Source organism: Floridaenema evergladense BLCC-F167 (assembly GCF_041929205.2).
Taxonomy (GTDB): Bacteria; Cyanobacteriota; Cyanobacteriia; order Cyanobacteriales; family Aerosakkonemataceae; genus Floridanema; species Floridanema evergladense.
In genome coordinates, this window is record NZ_CM171625.1 from 850,602 (window position 1) to 867,202 (window position 16,601).

Annotated in this window: 16 protein-coding genes and 1 other RNA gene; 8 read left to right on the top strand and 9 right to left on the bottom strand. The window is 41.9% G+C overall.

All coding sequences use genetic code 11. The annotated features are described in order from the left end of the window. Positions 1-81: 81 nt before the first annotated feature. From ACE1CA_RS03935 to ACE1CA_RS03955, 5 genes are all read left to right on the top strand, one after another. Positions 82-3,480: a phycobilisome rod-core linker polypeptide gene (locus ACE1CA_RS03935; protein WP_459563586.1), complete on the top strand. Its 3,399-nt coding sequence runs from the start codon at positions 82-84 to the stop codon at positions 3,478-3,480. A gap of 490 nt (positions 3,481-3,970) precedes the next feature. Beyond that, a complete protein-coding gene (gene apcA / locus ACE1CA_RS03940; protein ID WP_413277061.1) occupies positions 3,971-4,456 on the top strand; it encodes an allophycocyanin subunit alpha in 486 nt (161 codons plus the stop codon). A 74-nt stretch (positions 4,457-4,530) separates the two neighbouring features. After that, a complete protein-coding gene (gene apcB, locus ACE1CA_RS03945; RefSeq protein WP_413277060.1) occupies positions 4,531-5,016 on the top strand; it encodes an allophycocyanin subunit beta in 486 nt (161 codons plus the stop codon). 211 nt (positions 5,017-5,227) lie between these two features. Further along, a complete protein-coding gene (locus ACE1CA_RS03950) occupies positions 5,228-5,431 on the top strand; it encodes a phycobilisome linker polypeptide (protein ID WP_193985649.1) in 204 nt (67 codons plus the stop codon). A gap of 138 nt (positions 5,432-5,569) precedes the next feature. After that, the gene (locus tag ACE1CA_RS03955; protein WP_413277059.1) at positions 5,570-6,823 is read left to right on the top strand and encodes an FtsW/RodA/SpoVE family cell cycle protein; all 1,254 of its coding nucleotides are present in this window, start codon (positions 5,570-5,572) and stop codon (positions 6,821-6,823) included. Positions 6,824-6,844: 21 nt separating this feature from the next. Here ACE1CA_RS03955 and ACE1CA_RS03960 read toward each other — a convergent pair whose 3' ends face one another. Further along, on the bottom strand, positions 6,845-7,309 hold the full coding sequence (locus ACE1CA_RS03960; RefSeq protein WP_413277058.1) for a VOC family protein: 465 nt from the start codon (positions 7,307-7,309) through the stop codon (positions 6,845-6,847). Between the two features lie 31 nt (positions 7,310-7,340). Continuing rightward, entirely contained in the window at positions 7,341-8,288 is a 948-nt protein-coding gene (locus tag ACE1CA_RS03965; protein ID WP_413277057.1) for an alpha/beta fold hydrolase, read from the bottom strand. A gap of 175 nt (positions 8,289-8,463) precedes the next feature. Between ACE1CA_RS03965 and ACE1CA_RS03970 the strand changes: the two genes are divergently transcribed. Together ACE1CA_RS03970 and ACE1CA_RS03975 are read left to right on the top strand one after the other, a co-directional pair. After that, positions 8,464-9,204: a cytochrome c biogenesis protein CcdA gene (locus ACE1CA_RS03970; RefSeq protein WP_413277056.1), complete on the top strand. Its 741-nt coding sequence runs from the start codon at positions 8,464-8,466 to the stop codon at positions 9,202-9,204. Between the two features lie 158 nt (positions 9,205-9,362). Beyond that, on the top strand, positions 9,363-10,739 hold the full coding sequence (locus tag ACE1CA_RS03975) for a cytochrome c biogenesis protein (protein WP_413277055.1): 1,377 nt from the start codon (positions 9,363-9,365) through the stop codon (positions 10,737-10,739). Here the strand turns inward: ACE1CA_RS03975 and ACE1CA_RS03980 are convergent. The 6 genes from ACE1CA_RS03980 to gloA form a co-directional block, all read right to left on the bottom strand. Then, positions 10,736-11,242: a MarR family winged helix-turn-helix transcriptional regulator gene (locus tag ACE1CA_RS03980; protein ID WP_413277054.1), complete on the bottom strand. Its 507-nt coding sequence runs from the start codon at positions 11,240-11,242 to the stop codon at positions 10,736-10,738. The two genes, ACE1CA_RS03975 and ACE1CA_RS03980, sit on opposite strands and share 4 nt — an antisense overlap. A 250-nt stretch (positions 11,243-11,492) precedes the next feature. Further along, the gene (gene queF / locus ACE1CA_RS03985) at positions 11,493-11,918 is read right to left on the bottom strand and encodes a preQ(1) synthase (protein ID WP_413277053.1); all 426 of its coding nucleotides are present in this window, start codon (positions 11,916-11,918) and stop codon (positions 11,493-11,495) included. A 15-nt stretch (positions 11,919-11,933) separates the two neighbouring features. Continuing rightward, positions 11,934-12,377, bottom strand: a complete 444-nt coding sequence (locus tag ACE1CA_RS03990; RefSeq protein ID WP_413277052.1) for a hypothetical protein — start codon at positions 12,375-12,377, stop codon at positions 11,934-11,936. A 204-nt stretch (positions 12,378-12,581) separates the two neighbouring features. Continuing rightward, the gene (locus tag ACE1CA_RS03995; RefSeq protein ID WP_413277051.1) at positions 12,582-12,959 is read right to left on the bottom strand and encodes a phasin family protein; all 378 of its coding nucleotides are present in this window, start codon (positions 12,957-12,959) and stop codon (positions 12,582-12,584) included. 25 nt (positions 12,960-12,984) lie between these two features. Beyond that, positions 12,985-13,081: signal recognition particle sRNA small type (ffs, locus tag ACE1CA_RS04000), an RNA gene on the bottom strand. Between the two features lie 105 nt (positions 13,082-13,186). Continuing rightward, on the bottom strand, positions 13,187-13,624 hold the full coding sequence (gene gloA / locus ACE1CA_RS04005) for a lactoylglutathione lyase (RefSeq protein ID WP_413277050.1): 438 nt from the start codon (positions 13,622-13,624) through the stop codon (positions 13,187-13,189). Between the two features lie 317 nt (positions 13,625-13,941). Here gloA and eno point away from each other — a divergent pair, with 317 nt between their 5' ends. Further along, the gene (eno, locus tag ACE1CA_RS04010; RefSeq protein WP_413277049.1) at positions 13,942-15,231 is read left to right on the top strand and encodes a phosphopyruvate hydratase; all 1,290 of its coding nucleotides are present in this window, start codon (positions 13,942-13,944) and stop codon (positions 15,229-15,231) included. Between the two features lie 143 nt (positions 15,232-15,374). On the opposite strand, the gene argC is transcribed toward eno, so the two are convergent. Beyond that, positions 15,375-16,433: an N-acetyl-gamma-glutamyl-phosphate reductase gene (gene argC, locus ACE1CA_RS04015; RefSeq protein ID WP_413277048.1), complete on the bottom strand. Its 1,059-nt coding sequence runs from the start codon at positions 16,431-16,433 to the stop codon at positions 15,375-15,377. Between the last annotated feature and the right edge of the window lie 168 nt (positions 16,434-16,601).

The following is a 16,601-nucleotide window of genomic DNA, read 5'->3' on the forward strand; positions in this document are numbered from 1 at the left end:
CCCCAACCACCTTCCTCTTTCCCCAACCCCCAACCCCTAATTCAACAAAGGGTAGAAACTATAGGGAGCTTTTGAGATCCAATGAGTGTTAAAGCAAGTGGTGGAAGCTCAGTTGCACGTCCGCAGCTTTACCAAACCCTGCCAGTAGCAACAATATCCCAAGCGGAACAACAAGACCGCTTTTTAGAGCGTGGCGAACTGAACGAGCTAGCCAGCTACTTCAGCTCTGGCAGTAAGCGGTTAGAAATTGCCCAAATCTTAACCAAGAATTCGGAAATCATTGTATCTAGGGCAGCTAACCGGATTTTCGTGGGTGGCTCGCCAATGGCATTCTTGGAAAAACCACAAGAGGCAGCCGTAATGACAATGGCTGGTACCGCCTTGGATACCAGAGAAGCGATGAAATTGGGAACCGCGACATACATAGAAAGTAGTGGCGGTTTCTTTGAAGGAATCAGGTCGCTATTTTCTGCTACTAGTGGTGGGCCTTCCCCAGCCGGATTTCGCCCGATCAACGTAGCCAGATATGGCCCCGGAAACATGACCAAATCCTTGCGGGATTTGTCTTGGTTCTTGCGTTATCTGACTTATGCGATCGTAGCTGGAGACCCCAACATTATCGTCGTAAATACCAGAGGATTGCGGGAAATCATTGAAAACGCCTGCTCTGGAGAAGCGACTCTAGTAGCCTTGCAGGAAATGAAAGCAGCCGCTTTAGGTTATTTCCGGCAAGACGAAGTAGGCACAACTACAGTGGGTCAGTATTTTGATGTCCTAATTTCCGAGTTTAAAGCTCCCACACCTTCCGACAAATTGCGGCAACGTCCTTCTGGAGACCAGCAAGGGTTACAACTGCCACAAATTTACTTTCTTTCTTCAGGCGCTCGCCCCAAATTCGTGATGAAGCCGGGACTATCTGCATCCGAGAAGCAAGAAGTAGTAAAAGCCGCATACAGACAGGTGTTTGAACGGGATATTACCCGTGCTTACTCTTTAGGGATTTCCGATTTAGAATCAAAGGTTAAAAATGGCGATATTTCCATGAAGGAATTTATTCGCCGTTTGGGTAAATCACCTTTATATCGGCAAAATTTTTATCAGCCATATATCAACAGTCGGGCATTAGAATTAGCTTTCCGGCACTTTTTAGGTAGAGGGCCATCTTCACGGGAAGAAGTGCAAAAATATTTTGCGATCGTATCCGTTAAAGGCTTACCCGGATTAATCGACGCACTAGTAGACTCACCTGAATACTCCGACTACTTCGGCGAAGAAACCGTTCCTTACCTGCGGGGATTAGGACAAGAAGCCCAAGAATGTCGGAACTGGGGACCACAACAAGACCTATTCAACTACAGCGCCCCCTTCCGCAAAATCCCACAATTCCTCACCACCTTCGCCGCCTACAACCGCCCCTTACCAGACCAACATCCCTACGGTTCGGGCAACGACCCATTAGAAATTCAATTCGGCGCAATCTTCCCCAAAGAAACCAGAAACCCCAGCGCCAGTCCCGCACCCTTCGGTAAAGATACCAGACGGATTTTAATTCGTCGAGGAGCCGGAATTGAAAACCAATTGAGCAACCCAGCGGCAAGGGGTAAAGCACCTGGATCTTTAGGGCCAAAAGTATTTAAACTTGACCAACTCCCCAGCTTCACTGGTTTAGGTGGCAAGCGGGGTAACAAGAGCCAAGGTGTTAGCGTTAAATTCTCCGAAAGTTCCACCCAAGCAGTAATTCGAGCTTGTTACCTGCAAGTATTCGGGCGCGATGTCTACGAAGGGCAACGCCTGAAAGTGCAAGAAATCAAGCTAGAAAACGGAGAAATTACAGTTCGGGAATTTATTCGGGCTTTAGCTAAATCCGACTTGTTCCGCAAGCTCTATTGGACTCCGTTGTACGTTTGTAAAGCCGTTGAGTATATCCATCGCCGCTTATTGGGTAGACCAACTTACGGTCGTCAAGAGAATAACTTGTACTTCGATATTTGCTCTAAGAAAGGTTTATACGGCTTAATCGATGCCTTGATTGACTCAGACGAGTACAACGAAGCTTTTGGCGAAGATACTGTTCCTTATGAACGCTACATCACGCCAGCAGGTTTAGCTCTACGGTCTTTACGAGTTGGTAGTATCGGTGAAACTGGAGCCAGAGTTGACACCTTGGAAACACCAAGGTTTATCGAACTAGGTGCAGTTTCCGAAATGCGAACTGAGCCTAGCGTAGATTTCCGCATTAACCAAGGTGTTTCTAAGAAACGGGAGCAAACTAAGGTCTTCAAGCTCACAGGTAATGAAGATAAGCAAGCTGTGCAAACGTTGATTCGAGCAGCTTATCGGCAAGTCTTTGAGCGCGATATCGAACCATACATTGTGAAGAATCAGTTCACGGTTTGGGAAACTAAGCTGAGTAATGGCGAGATTAACCTCAAGGAGTTTATTACGGCTTTGGGTGAATCGCCGCTTTACATTAAGGAGTTCTACGCACCCTATCCGAATACTAAGGTAATTGAACTGGGAACTAAGCATTTCTTGGGTCGCGCACCTTTAGACCAAGCAGAAATTCGCAAGTACAATCAAATTCTGGCGACTGGTGGGATTAAGGCATTTATTAATGCGATGACTAACAGTGCGGAATATGCCGAGGCGTTTGGTGAGGATACGGTTCCTTACAATCGCTATTTGACTTTACCTGCGGCGAATTTCCCGAATTCTCAAAGGTTGTATAACCAACTGACTAAACAGAATAAAGATTTGGTTGTACCTAGCTTTACTCCTGTGAAGGGGAGAATGGATAACACCAAGATGCCTTTGATGAGTAAGGCGATGGGTGATTTGGAACGTCAAGCAAGGGAAATGGATAAATCCAAACCTTTGTTTATTGAATTAGGTCGTTCCTTCAGTAATGGTGCTGGACAATCGGTAGAAGTGGGCGTGGGTACTACCCGCCGCAAGCCAGCGCGGATTTACCGTATGAATCCAGGCATGAATCAGGTAGAGACGGCAAGCTTGCTGAACGCGATTTACTGTCAAGTGATGGATGTGTTCAGCGGTCAAGTGCCTGCTGAGTTCCGTCGTACAGACCTAGAAAGTAAATTGCGGAATGGGGAAATTTCTGTAAGAGAGTTTGTCCGTTCTTTGGCGGGTTCGGAAATTTACCGTCGCAGATTCTATACTCCTTACCCGAACACTAAGGTGATTGAGTTCTTGTTCCGGCATTTGTTGGGACGTGCTCCAGCAACTGGAGCAGAAATTCGTCAATACAACCAAATTTTGGCTTCTTCGGGCTTAAAAGCGGCAGTTGAGGCGATGGTTGAGAGCATGGAATATGCTCAATATTTTGGCGAGGATGTGGTGCCTTACAATCGCTTCCCATCGTTGCCTGCGGGTAACTACTTGGGCAGCGTGAAAGCAGCTACAGACTTGGTGAAAACCCCTTGGTCGAGTCTGTCACCTTCTTATTTGGGTGGTCGAGTCTAGAAAGAAGGCAGAGGGGTTCGAGGAGTTCCAGGGGCAGAAGGTAAAAAATTCTCCTTGCTCCTTGTCTCCCCTGCTCTCTTAACTTTATTTATTGATGGAAATAGCCTTATCTCCTTTTTGGGGATAGGGCGTTTCTTGTTGGTTTTTTGTCATTAATTTAAGTAACTTTTGTTAATAACTATTGACAAGTGACCAATTTTAAGAAAATCAAGTTGGAATTGGCAATCATGAGGAAAATTATTAAAAACTATTACAAGAGGCATCAGAATGTGAACGCAATGTCGCAAAATATTTGCGGAAGGTTGCTGAGTCTGAAATCAGGTATACTTTGCTTTACCTGAGAAAAGATTGAAGTTTACTAAACCTGCTCCTCAGAATAGACTTAACTAAGCTGTCGAGTTTTAGGTTGCTTCGGAAGTCACTCAGCTACTCGGTTGCCAAAGCCAGTTCCAACATTCTGGTTAGATATTTTTTTTGGAGGATTCCGTTAATGAGTATCGTCACGAAATCCATCGTGAATGCTGATGCTGAGGCCCGCTATCTCAGCCCTGGTGAATTGGATCGGATCAAGAGCTTTGTAACAAACGGCGAACGTCGTCTCCGCATTGCTCAAACTCTGAGTGAATCTCGCGAGCGCATTGTTAAGCAAGCTGGCGACCAACTGTTCCAAAAGCGTCCTGATGTTGTTTCTCCTGGTGGTAATGCTTACGGGGAAGAAATGACTGCTACTTGCTTACGCGACTTAGACTACTACCTGCGTTTAGTTACCTACGGAATCGTAGCTGGTGATGTAACTCCGATCGAAGAAATCGGTATTGTTGGTGTTCGGGAAATGTACAACTCTTTGGGTACCCCAATTCCTGCGGTGGCTGAAGGTGTTCGTGCTATGAAGAATGTTGCTTCTTCTCTGCTATCTTCTGAAGATGCTGCTGAAGCTGGCTCCTACTTCGATTACGTAATTGGTGCTATGCAGTAGGACAAAGTTTCTGCTGGCGAGCATTTTTCAGATTTAGGATTTCTCTTGTTAGGTGACTTGAAGGAAGCAAACAAATGCAAGACGCAATTACATCTGTTATTAACTCCTCTGACGTTCAAGGTAAGTATTTAGATACTAGCTCTTTGGAAAAGCTGAAAAGCTATTTCAGCACTGGCGAATTGCGGGTACGTGCTGCTACCACTATCAGCGCTAATGCAGCTGCCATTGTTAAAGAAGCAGTAGCTAAGTCTCTGTTGTACTCTGATATCACTCGTCCTGGTGGCAATATGTACACCACCCGTCGCTATGCTGCTTGCATCCGCGACTTGGACTACTACCTCCGCTATGCTACCTATGCAATGTTGGCTGGCGACCCCTCCATTTTGGATGAGCGCGTTCTGAATGGCTTGAAGGAAACCTACAACTCTTTGGGTGTACCCGTCGGTGCTACCGTGCAAGCTATCCAAGCAATGAAGGAAGTAACTGCTAGCTTGGTTGGTGCTGACGCTGGTAAAGAAATGGGTGTTTACTTCGACTACATCAGCTCTGGCTTGAGCTAATCGATCGCTCTTTTGCCATTGAAGACAAAGGTTAAATAGCTCTGTCTTCTATGCAAGCATGGTCTGGGAAGTCAGGAGTCAATGCTAGGGCGTTAAAGACTTGTCTCAATCAAATGATGAGTTTTGGCGGTTAGTATTTATTCTTGACTCCCAGACCTTGGTTTATCAAGACCCAAAGGTTTGTTTCCTAACATTTGGAGAATAAGAAATCATGCGGATGTTTAAGATCACTGCTTGTGTTCCTAGCCAAACGAGAATTCGTACTCAAAGAGAATTACAAAACACCTATTTCACTAAATTGGTTCCCTACGATAACTGGTTTCGCGAACAACAAAGAATTATGAAAATGGGTGGCAAAATCGTCAAAGTTGAATTGGCAACTGGCAAACAGGGTACAAATACAGGTTTGCTGTAATTTTTTCCCTAAGTTTGCCAAATTTTCGCTTAAAGTTAGCTATGCCGATCGGGTAATAGCGATTTTAATTAATGCCGTCTTTCATCTCTTGGCTTTTAGTCATAAGATGAAAGACGGCAAAGTTTTAATGTTAGTCAAGTGAAGTTAGGCTTATTAATTCCTTTTTTAGATAATACTGTAGAAGAATGGGCAGTTACGGCTCGGTTGCTGCGCTGGTTAACTTTCCTGTGGTTATTTATCGGGTTAGTGATTTTATTTTCGGCTTCTTATTCGATCGCTGATGCGGCTTATGGAGATGGGCTGTACTATTTTAAGCGACAAATCCTTTGGGTTTTGGTGGGTTTGGTGGTGTTTAATTTGGTTGTCCATTCACCTTTGCGTTATATTGTAGCGATCGCTGATTGGGCTGTACTATTGCTTTTGTTCCTAATCTTCGTGACAGTTATTCCAGGGGTGGGAACCACTATTAATGGGGCTACTCGCTGGTTGGTAATCGGTGGGATTCCGATTCAACCATCGGAGTTGATTAAGCCTTTTTTAGTTTTACAAAGTGCTAGAGTTTTTGGGAAATGGGAACAGCTAAATTTAAGAGTTCGCCTGACATGGCTGTTCATTTTTGCTTTTGTACTTTTAGGGATTTTGTTACAACCTAATTTAAGTACGACGGCATTTTGTGGGATTACTATTTGGCTGATCGCTTTGGCTGCGGGTTTGCCTTATTTGCAGTTGGGGGCGACAGCTTTAGGGGGATTTTTGTTAGCTTTCCTGAGTATTAGTCTGCGGGAATATCAGCAACGACGGATTATGATGTTTTTAAATCCTTGGATCGATCCTTTCGGCAGTGGTTATCAGCTGGTACAAAGTTTGTTGGCTGTTGGTTCTGGGGGAATCTGGGGAACTGGGTTTGGTTTGTCGCAACAAAAGTTATTTTATTTACCGATTCAATATACTGATTTTATTTTTGCTGTTTTTGCGGAAGAGTTTGGTTTTGTTGGTTGTTTGGTGTTGTTTGGATTTTTGTTTGTTTATGGAACTTTAGCGTTATTTGTAGCCCAAAGAGCCCAAAAGGTTGTACATCGATTGGTGGCGATCGGTGCAATGATTTTAATGGTAGGACAGTCTTTAATGAATATTGGTGTGGCAACGGGGGCTTTACCAACAACGGGTTTACCTTTTCCTTTGTTTAGTTATGGTGGTAATTCGATGATTGCCAGTTTATTAGCTGCTGGTTTATTAATTCGGGTGGCTAGAGAAAGTAATGAAGCTGAAGTTGTTTCTTTGGCAGAACGTCGTCGTTCTCAAAATGGCAAAGGTGCGGAGGATTCCAAAGGTAAAGGGGGAAGAGGGAAAATAGTCAGCTTGAATCGATCGAATCCCAGATCTAAGCAATAAACACCCAAAATTACCCAGTTCTTAATTAATGCGATCGCAACGAATTTCGATGAGAAAACCGTCAGGATCGTAAAAGTAAATTCCTCTGCCTGTGGGACGAGTCACTGGGCCATGATCGATGTGAATTTGATGTTGTTTGAGGACTTCAACTGCGGTATCAAATAAGTTAGGGTCGATGTCGAATGCTAAATGATTGGCGCGAGTAAATTGTTGTGTGGGGTCGGGGTTTGGTGGATTAAGTTCTGGTTCCCAAAATAAGTCTAGAACTGTACCGTCTGGAGTAACAAAATTAGCAACTTTTCCCGCAGCAACTAAGTCAACTAAAGTTTCAGGAACTTCATCACCTGTGAGTTCGTAAAGTCCCAAAATATTGCCGTAAAAATGGCGAGATGCTTGCATATTTCGGACGTTTAAAGCAATGTGATGAACTCGGCGCAAGCTACCAGGAATTAAAGCTGCGATCGGAGTTTGAGTAGTAGTTTGCATGATGGGTAATGGGGATGATTTCTTAAATTTCTTAATATGTTGATTCTATTTTATCAGTAAAATTAGCTACTACTTTGACAAATTCTGCTGTTGATTCGTAAGGTAAAACATTTCGACCGGAAATAAAAATAGATTCGCCTTTTGGTAGATGTTGTAAGTAAGCTTGACTGCGTTGTTCTGGGGTTTCTTGAGTACCAGATTTACTAATGCTGGAGGCTTTTTCTCCTAAAACTACGAGAGTTGGTTGGTTAATTTTAGTAATTGCTGGTTCGTATCCTTGCTGCCAAAATCTTGCTAAAAATGCAAAGACTGCATAACGACTCGCTATATTTTCCGCACCCAAATTTAGCATATTTAACCATTCGGTATCTACCTGTTTTTCTTCCGCAAATAACTGACGAGTAGAGAAGGAACGTAAGAATTTTTCACTTCTGGCATAGCGATAAAAAGCATTACCTAAAGGAGAGTCTAGCAAGTTCCAAGTTAATTTCTGCTGCCATTTTTTAGCTTGTTTGGTAATTACGGGCCAAGCTGGAGGGCCAGATAATATAATTCCTTTGACTAAATCGGATATATTGAGGTTTTGGACGAGTTCGATCGCCACTGGAAACAAAGCACCTTGCACTACTAAAATTACAGGTCTTTTCACAACATTTTGTAAAAAGTGTTGCAACTGTTCCGCCCAATCATTAGGAGTATAAGCTACATGAGGCATATCACTTTCCCCACATCCTAATAAATCGGGATTATAAATTAAATTTTGTCTCCCTGTTTGATACCATAACTCATAAAATCGCTGCCAAAAATGCCGAGATAGTCCCACACCAATGGGATGAATTAATAACAGCGCAATTTTGTGATTGTTCTCGGCATCAATTGGGGTATGAACTTCGTATGCACAACGGTAATTGTTCCAAGTGTAAAACTGCGTGGGAGAAGTTTTGAAGTTGGGGGAATTAGTAGAATAAACTGGTGTCATGGTAATTCTGGGTTGAAACTATTTTTGCTAAATTATTGGCTAAAAATATATTAATTCTGTTTGGGCTCTAAGAGGTATATTTTTTTGAACCAAGAAGGCACGAAGGACTAAAGTAAAAAAACCTTCTGTAAGTTACAATACGATCGAGTTAAATATTTACCTTTCTGTTAGCTTTATGTGGGAAACACTACAGACATATCTTTATCAACTGGGACAATATGCCGATCGCTTAGTACAAACTCAACTTTTACAGCTAAGTTGGGTAAGTGTGGCAATTATTTTTGCTGCTGGATTACTCACCAGTTTAACACCTTGTATGCTTTCAATGTTACCGATAACTATTGGTTACATTGGTGGTTATGAAGCGAAAAGTCGCTGGCAAGCTGCTGCACAATCTACTTGGTTTTCTCTAGGATTAGCTACTACGTTAGCAGCTTTGGGAATTGTTGCTGCTTTTGTCGGTCAAGTATACGGTAAAGTTGGGGTTGGTTTACCAATTATTGTCAGCATCATTGCGATTATTATGGGTTTGAATTTATTAGAAGCTTTACCTTTACGCTTTCCTTCTTTTAGTGGCATAGATTTGATTTCTAAAGATCTGCCTAATGGGGTACGTTCTTATTTATTAGGGTTAACTTTTGGTTTAGTTGCTTCTCCTTGCAGTACTCCAGTTTTAGCTACATTGTTGGCTTGGGTGGCATCAACAAAAGATTTAATTTTAGGGGGAATTTTGTTACTTTCCTATACTGCTGGATATGTGGCACCTTTGATTTTAGCGGGAACTTTTACCGCCTCAATTAAAAAGTTGTTAGAATTGCGTCGTTGGTCAAGTTGGATTAATCCAATTAGCGGGTCGTTGTTAGTAGGTTTTGGGGTGTTTTCTCTGCTGTCGCGTATTCCTGGGGTAATTTGGTAAATCAATTGTGCGATAATTTGATTTGGCAGTTCTACGATCGGTGAAATTTCTTTTTTTTGAACCGCTACAGGCGCAGAGAACGCGGAGAACGGAGTTTAGAGAGGTTGATTTCACATAATGATAGGGCTGTTTTTGGTAAATCTAAAATATAAAATTGCATGACTGTTACAAATTCACAAAATCCATTTAATCAAGTGCAAAAGTTTTGGCGGAGTGAGTTACTGCCTTTGTTAGCAGATTTGCGTTTGGCAATTTTGCTACTGTTGGCGATCGCACTTTTCAGCATCAGCGGTACAGTAATCGAACAAGGTCAATCTATTCCATTTTATCAAGCTAACTATCCCGAACATCCCGCTTTATTTGGCTTTCTCACTTGGAAAGTTATTGTGATTATCGGCTTGGATCATGTATACCGAACTTGGTGGTTTTTATCATTATTAATTTTATTTGGTTCTAGTCTCACCGCTTGTACTTTTACTCGCCAGTTTCCCGCATTAAAAGCAGCTAGAAATTGGAAATTTTATGACCAACCTCGGCAATTTGAAAAACTAGCTTTGAGTGCAGAGTTAGACAGGAGTTCCTTGAGTTCTCTCTTGCCAGAATTACAAAAGCGCAGTTACTTAATCTTTCAAGAAGGCAATTCTTTATATGCGCGAAAAGGTATAGCCGGACGCATTGGCCCGATCGTAGTTCATGCTAGTATGCTGATAATTTTAGCCGGGTCGATTTGGGGTGGCATCACCGGATTTGTTGCCCAAGAAATGATTCCCAGCGGACAAACTTTTCAAATAAAAAATATAGTAGATGCTGGGCCTTTAGCAGCAGCACAAGTTCCTAAAAATTGGGCAGTCAAAGTTAACCGTTTTTGGATTGATTACACACCAGAAGGCAATATTGACCAATTTTATTCTGATTTATCGGTTGTAGATAAACAAGGTAAAGAAGTCGATCGCCAAACCATTTACGTCAACAAACCTCTACGTCATCAAGGCGTGACTTTATATCAAACAGATTGGGGAATTTCCGCAGTCAAATTTCAATTCAATAACAGCCCCATCTTTCAGTTACCAATGGCGCAATTAGACACCAATGGTAAAGGCAGAATTTGGGGAACTTGGATTCCCACCAAACCCGATCTAAGTGAAGGCGTTTCCTTAGTTACTAAAGATTTGCAGGGAACTTTATTAATTTATGATACTAACGGCAAACTCATATCAACCGCCCGTACCGGAATGACTACGGAAGTCAACGGTGTAAAACTCAAAATTTTAGAAGTTCTCGGTAGTACTGGATTACAAATTAAAGCCGATCCCGGTATTCCCATAGTTTATACTGGCTTTGGGTTGCTGATGTTAGGCGTGATTATGAGTTATATTTCTCACTCCCAAATTTGGGCTTTAGAAAAAGAAGGTAAACTATATATTGGCGGCAGAACTAATCGTGCTCAAGTTGCTTTTGAACGAGAAATTATTGAGGTTTTGCAGGAATTAAAAACATCTTCTCCTGAAATCAGTGCAACCGAAACTTTTGTTTAATCACCATCAAAATCTGTGAAACTTGATAACAACTTCAGTAATAAAAAATATAATTGCTGCTGTTCTTTATCATTTAACACTGAAAGTAACTGACGTTCATTTTCTAAGTATTTAGGAATAATTTCATCAATTAATTCTTCTCCTGTTGGTGTTAATTGTACTAACCAACGTCTTCGATCTCCTGCTACAGCTTGGCGTTTTACTAAACCTCTCTCTTCTAGGCGATCGACTCGATTAGTAATAGAAGCCGGAGTTACTAACACAAATTGGGCAATTTGAGTTAAAGTCATACCCTCCGGGGGTGCAGAACACCGCAGGGTAGCGAGTAATCCAAAAGTAGCAGCATTCAAATCGTATTTGGAGAACAGTTTTTCCAGAAATTTTTCCTCTTCCAAGGCAGTGCGGCGAATGGCTAAAACAGTTACCATTGACCCAGGATCGATATCAGGTCGCGTTTTTTGCCAATCCCGCTTAACCTGTGCCAAAATCTCTACATTATTCATTGCTGCATTCACTCAGTTGTGCCTACAACTTATTTCAAAATTTAAACATATAGCAATTCAGTATAATCTCAATTAAGTAAAAACATTCTACTTTTTAGAAATCAAAGTATTTATTAGCAAAAAAATTATTGCCTAACCCAATTTGTTAAAAAAAATACAAAATTTACCAAAAAAAGTGAGGTGAAAAAACTTTTTCACCTCACAAATCAGCGGCTATGGAGCTACTATTTATTTCCCTTTGCCTATTGCCCTAAGAATGACGCTGGTGGCGCACCTCTATCACTGTATGCACATTTCCTCTGGGTGCAAAATCTCCTTTAACTGTGACCTCTAAAGGATCGCAAGCAGCGACAAAATCATCTAAAATTTGATTAATCGATTCTTCGTGGGAGATATAGCGATCGCGAAAACTATTAATATAAAGCTTCAGAGATTTCAACTCCACAACTTTTTCATTAGGTACATAAGTCAGATAGATTGTGGCAAAATCAGGGTAGCCAGAAAACGGACATTTACAAGTAAACTCAGGCAAAGTAATATTAATATCGTAACGTCTGCCGATCCGAGGATTAGGGAAAATAATTAACTCTCCTTCCGCAATCAGACGTTCGCCATACTTAATTTCTGAAGTTAGCTCTAACTCAGAATTAGGCTGATTAAAAGATTGAATTGTCATAAATCAATTAACTGCTTAAAAACCTCTTAAATCCTCTTCCCAATCAGGGCAAGTTTCCCCTTCACAACCGTAAGGGTGCATTCCACAAACTAAAAGATTACCACCATACATTTGACCATGAAAATGACGGCAACCAATACAAGCTGGATGTAAATCTGCCGAAGGTTCTACCCAATCAGTTATCGGCCAATCACTTTCAAAATGAATCTCGTCGAAATCTAAAAAACCAGGCTCAAATATATCCGTGAAAAACTGCTCAAACTCAAGATTAATATTACCTTGTAATTGATTAACAAATTCTTCTGGATTTTTAGTAAAAGCGTCAAAAGCCTCTACAAAAACGTCGGACGCTTCTGAGACAGCTTGCGAAACTTCCCCAAGAACTTCATCAAGGAACTTTTCTACTTCATCAACCATTGTTTCTAACATAGCAAACCAATTTTTTTGCCAATCTTCCATAATTCTTAATGTTGAGCTTACCCGCAAAATTTATGTTTGTAGCAAGCAGAGAAACTTGATAATTTAAACTCAATCATACACAATTATTTTAAATTGTTGGCGATCGCTCTAAAGTCTAACGCTTTGGTAAGGAAGAGAACGGCTAACAGGGAACCGGGAATAAATTTCTGTTAACTTGTCCTTTGCAAATAGCTAGTAGCCGATTTATTCTTGTTTGAGACGACGCAACTCTTCTTGTAGCTGCATAACTTGTTGTCGCAAATTATCTACATTTTGCCCTTCTGCCTTGACAGGTAAATCTTCATCTGAAGAAATCTCTATAGGGCGTGGTTCCGATCGATTATTACTACTAGTATTGTTACTGGGATTAATTGGTTGCTGTTGAGCGCGATTTACCATTTCATCTACCAAACGTTTAGCTTCTTCGGTGGTAATTTCGCCCTTGGCGACCATTTCATCTGCCAACTTTTGAGATTGTTCTCTTAATTCTGCTAATTTTTCACTTGCTGACTGAGCGGCATAAGTAGCTACCCCAACTCCCAGGTAAAACGCTTTCTTAACCAGATCTCCTAAACCAGCCATAACTATTGAATCTTTTCCAAAAAAGGGCGACCCGGAGTCTACGCCTATCACAAGCATCCCGTATTGCTGCTACCTTCCGGTCCTGACAAGGTTTGAGCGTTGTAATCGCATAGGTCCAGGTCTGATATCAGGATAGCACGTTTGGGGAAAGTTTTGAGTTTTGAGTTTTGAGTTAGGAAGAGTTGGAGAGTTTTTAGTTTTACATTCTCCCTTGCTCCGAGAGTACCCTACTGAGCAACCATTTCGGGTTGATCTTCTTGTTTTTCGGAGGCAGTTCCTTGTGTGCCTAATTGAATTAGTTCTACTTTGTAACCATCGGGGTCTTGTACAAAAGCGATGACTGTGGAACCATGTTTCATCGGGCCAGGTTCCCGGACTACTTTGCCACCTTGAGCTTTAATTTGGTTACAGGTGGCGTAAATGTCATCAACTCCGATCGCAATATGACCATAAGCATCACCCAGATTGTACTGCTCAACGCCCCAGTTATAAGTTAATTCCAAAACCGTATGATCTGACTCGTCACCATAACCGACAAAAGCCAACGTAAACTTACCATCTGGGTAATCTTTCTGCCGTAACAACTTCATACCCAGAATCTCAGTGTAGAATTTTAGCGATTCTTCCAAATTGCCAACGCGCAACATCGTGTGTAGTAGCCGCATGATTAACTCCAAATGCCACAATTGCTTTCCATTTTATAAATGTTGGTAGTGGGTAGTGGGTAGTTGGTAGTGGGAATGGGAGAATTGGCTGCCAAACATTATTGGGACAAATATGTTCTCTGTTTTCTTTCCCCTACTAAAATTTTCTGCTTTCGAGCGATCGCCGAAAAATTTTTCTTTGAGCAACCTGATTCAAAGTATGCTAAACGAGCAAGCGATTTTGCTTCAATTTGGGCTTACTGTAGAGTTGCGTCTTGTGTAGCGCTGCTATCTGATTGTGAGCGATTTTCCTTTGCTGTTACTTGAGGTAAAAAATTATGACCAACACGCTCGATACTGCTATTGATTTTATCCAAGCACGAGAAATTTTAGATTCACGGGGAAAACCGACAATTGAAGCGGAAGTTTACTTAGCTAATGGGATTATGGGATTAGCGCAAGTTCCTAGTGGTGCTTCTACTGGTACTTTTGAAGCTCATGAACTGCGGGATGGGGATAAAAGTCGTTACGGTGGGAAAGGAGTTCTCACCGCAGTAGAAAATGTCATTGGAAAAATTGCCCCTAAATTAATTGGTTTAGATGCAGTTAATCAAGAATTTATCGATCGCACCATGATCGAATTAGATAGTTCAGCAAATAAATCTAACTTGGGAGCCAATGCAATTTTAGCAGTCTCTCTCGCCGTAGCAAAAGCTAGTGCAGCGGCATTAACATTACCTTTATATCGTTACTTAGGTGGCCCTTTAGCTAATTTATTACCAGTGCCGTTAATGAACGTAATTAATGGTGGCGTTCATGCTGCTAATAACATTGACTTTCAAGAGTTTATGATTGTCCCCATTGGTGCAGATTCATTTCGGGAAGCATTGCGCTGGGGTGCAGAAGTATTTGCAGCTTTAAGTAAAGTTTTACAAGATAAAGGTTTACTAACAGGAGTAGGAGACGAAGGTGGTTTTGCTCCTAATTTAAAGTCAAATGTAGAGGCTTTAGAATTATTGGTTACAGCTATTGAGAAAGCTGGTTATTATCCAGGCAAAGAGGTAGCTTTAGCCTTGGATGTAGCCGCTAGTGAATTTTACAAAGATGGTAAGTATATTTATGATGGTGCTGCCCATTCTGCTGGGGAATTAATTGAATATTTATCGAAAATGGTGGCACAATATCCGATCGTTTCTATAGAGGATGGATTACAGGAAGAAGATTGGCCTAATTGGACTTTGTTAACGCAAAAATTAGGGTCAAAAGTGCAATTAGTGGGCGATGATTTATTTGTCACTAACTCCAATCGATTAAAAAAAGGTATAGCGGCAAAAGCTGGCAATGCAATTTTGATTAAATTAAATCAAATTGGTTCTTTAACGGAAACTTTGGAAACGATCGACTTAGCAAATCGTCATAGTTATCGCTCTATAATTAGTCATCGATCGGGAGAAACTGAAGATACGACGATCGCAGATTTAGCAGTAGCAACCAGGGCAGGACAAATTAAAACAGGTTCCCTCTGTCGCAGCGAACGAGTTGCTAAATATAACCGATTATTGCGAATTGAAGAAGAGTTAGGCAGTCAAGCAGTTTACGCTGGCACAGTGGGTTTTGGGCCAGTATAGGGATTGGGGACTGGGGACTGGGGACTGGGAAAGTTTTGAGTTTTGAGTTTTGAGTTCTGAGTTAGGAAGAGTTGGGGAAGTTTTGAGTTTTAAGTTATCTCCCCTGCTCCCCTGCTCCCCTGCTCCCCTGCTCCCCTGCTCCTCTAGGGATAGAAAGATAATTGAGGTAAGCCCAAGGTTTCTTCCCAGCCCATCATGAGATTTAAGCACTGAACGGCTTGTCCGGCTTGACCTTTCATTAAATTATCGATCGCAGACATGACAATTACCCGTCCGGTGCGCGAATCCACTTCTAAACCGATATAACAAAGATTAGTACCACAAGCCCATTTAGTTTGGGGATAAGTGCCACTGGGTAAAACTTTCACCCAAGGGGCATTGCGGTAAAAGGCATTGTAAATGGTAATGAAATCAGTCAGTTGTAGCCCCGGATCGCGCATGGTGGCATACACTGTAGCCAGAATACCTCGCACCATTGGAATTAAGTGCGGCGTAAATTGAACCATGACTTCACTTCCGGCTAAATCGCTGCAAATTTGTTCAATTTCCGGCGTATGACGGTGACGGGCGACTCCGTAAGCACCTAAAGAACTATCTGCTTCTGCTAACAACATATTAATTTTTGCTTGTCTTCCACCACCGGAAGTGCCAGATTTCGCGTCAATAATGGCGGTTTCCGGCAAAATTAATGCTTGTTTGAGCAGGGGTGCTAATGCCAAAAGACTAGCTGTGGGATAGCAACCGGGACAGCCGATTAGTTGGGCTTGCGCGATGCGATCGCGATACAGTTCTGGTAAGCCATAAACACTTGTAGAGGCGATTTCTTGATCTTGGCGATCGCCACCATACCAGGATGTATAAGTATTAACATCAAAAAAACGGTAATCTGCCGAAAGATCGAGGACTTTACATCCCTTCGCCAATAAGGTTGGTGCCATTTGATAAGCTAACCCATTAGGTAAGGAAAGAAAAACTACCTGACAACGGTTGGCAATTTCTTCTAAATCGATCGCCTCAATCTTCAAATCCACAAACGGACTCAAATGTGGGTATAAATCAGAAAAAGGTTTCCCAGCGCTACTTTCACCGCCCAAGTAAACAATTTCTACCCCTGGATGCTCCTTAAGGAGTCTCACTAATTGCACACCACCATAACCTGATGCGCCGATAATACCAACGGGCACGCGCCCCATATTACCCATGATCCTTGACCTTTGTGCGTTTTTAGTTTAAATCAGGTACAACTTTTGCTGCATTGTAGTACTAAAACCTCTGTTTGGTAGAACCAATCGATTTTAGATTTTAGATTTTGCTGATTTAGAATTTATCGTCTCCCCCTTGTCCCCTTGTCCCCTCGTCCCCAGTCCCCA

Excerpts from the sequence above, each read along its gene's own strand:
- eno (WP_413277049.1), top strand. The coding sequence starts at position 13,942 with ATGACCAACACGCTCGATACTGCTATTGATTTTATCCAAGCACGAGAA.
- ACE1CA_RS03995 (WP_413277051.1), bottom strand. The coding sequence starts at position 12,959 with ATGGCTGGTTTAGGAGATCTGGTTAAGAAAGCGTTTTACCTGGGAGTT.
- ACE1CA_RS03965 (WP_413277057.1), bottom strand. The coding sequence starts at position 8,288 with ATGACACCAGTTTATTCTACTAATTCCCCCAACTTCAAAACTTCTCCC.
- ACE1CA_RS03970 (WP_413277056.1), top strand. The coding sequence starts at position 8,464 with ATGTGGGAAACACTACAGACATATCTTTATCAACTGGGACAATATGCC.
- ACE1CA_RS03975 (WP_413277055.1), top strand. The coding sequence starts at position 9,363 with ATGACTGTTACAAATTCACAAAATCCATTTAATCAAGTGCAAAAGTTT.
- ACE1CA_RS03950 (WP_193985649.1), top strand. The coding sequence starts at position 5,228 with ATGCGGATGTTTAAGATCACTGCTTGTGTTCCTAGCCAAACGAGAATT.
- apcA (WP_413277061.1), top strand. The coding sequence starts at position 3,971 with ATGAGTATCGTCACGAAATCCATCGTGAATGCTGATGCTGAGGCCCGC.
- gloA (WP_413277050.1), bottom strand. The coding sequence starts at position 13,624 with ATGCGGCTACTACACACGATGTTGCGCGTTGGCAATTTGGAAGAATCG.
- ACE1CA_RS03960 (WP_413277058.1), bottom strand. The coding sequence starts at position 7,309 with ATGCAAACTACTACTCAAACTCCGATCGCAGCTTTAATTCCTGGTAGC.
- queF (WP_413277053.1), bottom strand. The coding sequence starts at position 11,918 with ATGACAATTCAATCTTTTAATCAGCCTAATTCTGAGTTAGAGCTAACT.
- ACE1CA_RS03980 (WP_413277054.1), bottom strand. The coding sequence starts at position 11,242 with ATGAATAATGTAGAGATTTTGGCACAGGTTAAGCGGGATTGGCAAAAA.
- argC (WP_413277048.1), bottom strand. The coding sequence starts at position 16,433 with ATGGGTAATATGGGGCGCGTGCCCGTTGGTATTATCGGCGCATCAGGT.
- ACE1CA_RS03935 (WP_459563586.1), top strand. The coding sequence starts at position 82 with ATGAGTGTTAAAGCAAGTGGTGGAAGCTCAGTTGCACGTCCGCAGCTT.
- ACE1CA_RS03990 (WP_413277052.1), bottom strand. The coding sequence starts at position 12,377 with ATGGAAGATTGGCAAAAAAATTGGTTTGCTATGTTAGAAACAATGGTT.
- apcB (WP_413277060.1), top strand. The coding sequence starts at position 4,531 with ATGCAAGACGCAATTACATCTGTTATTAACTCCTCTGACGTTCAAGGT.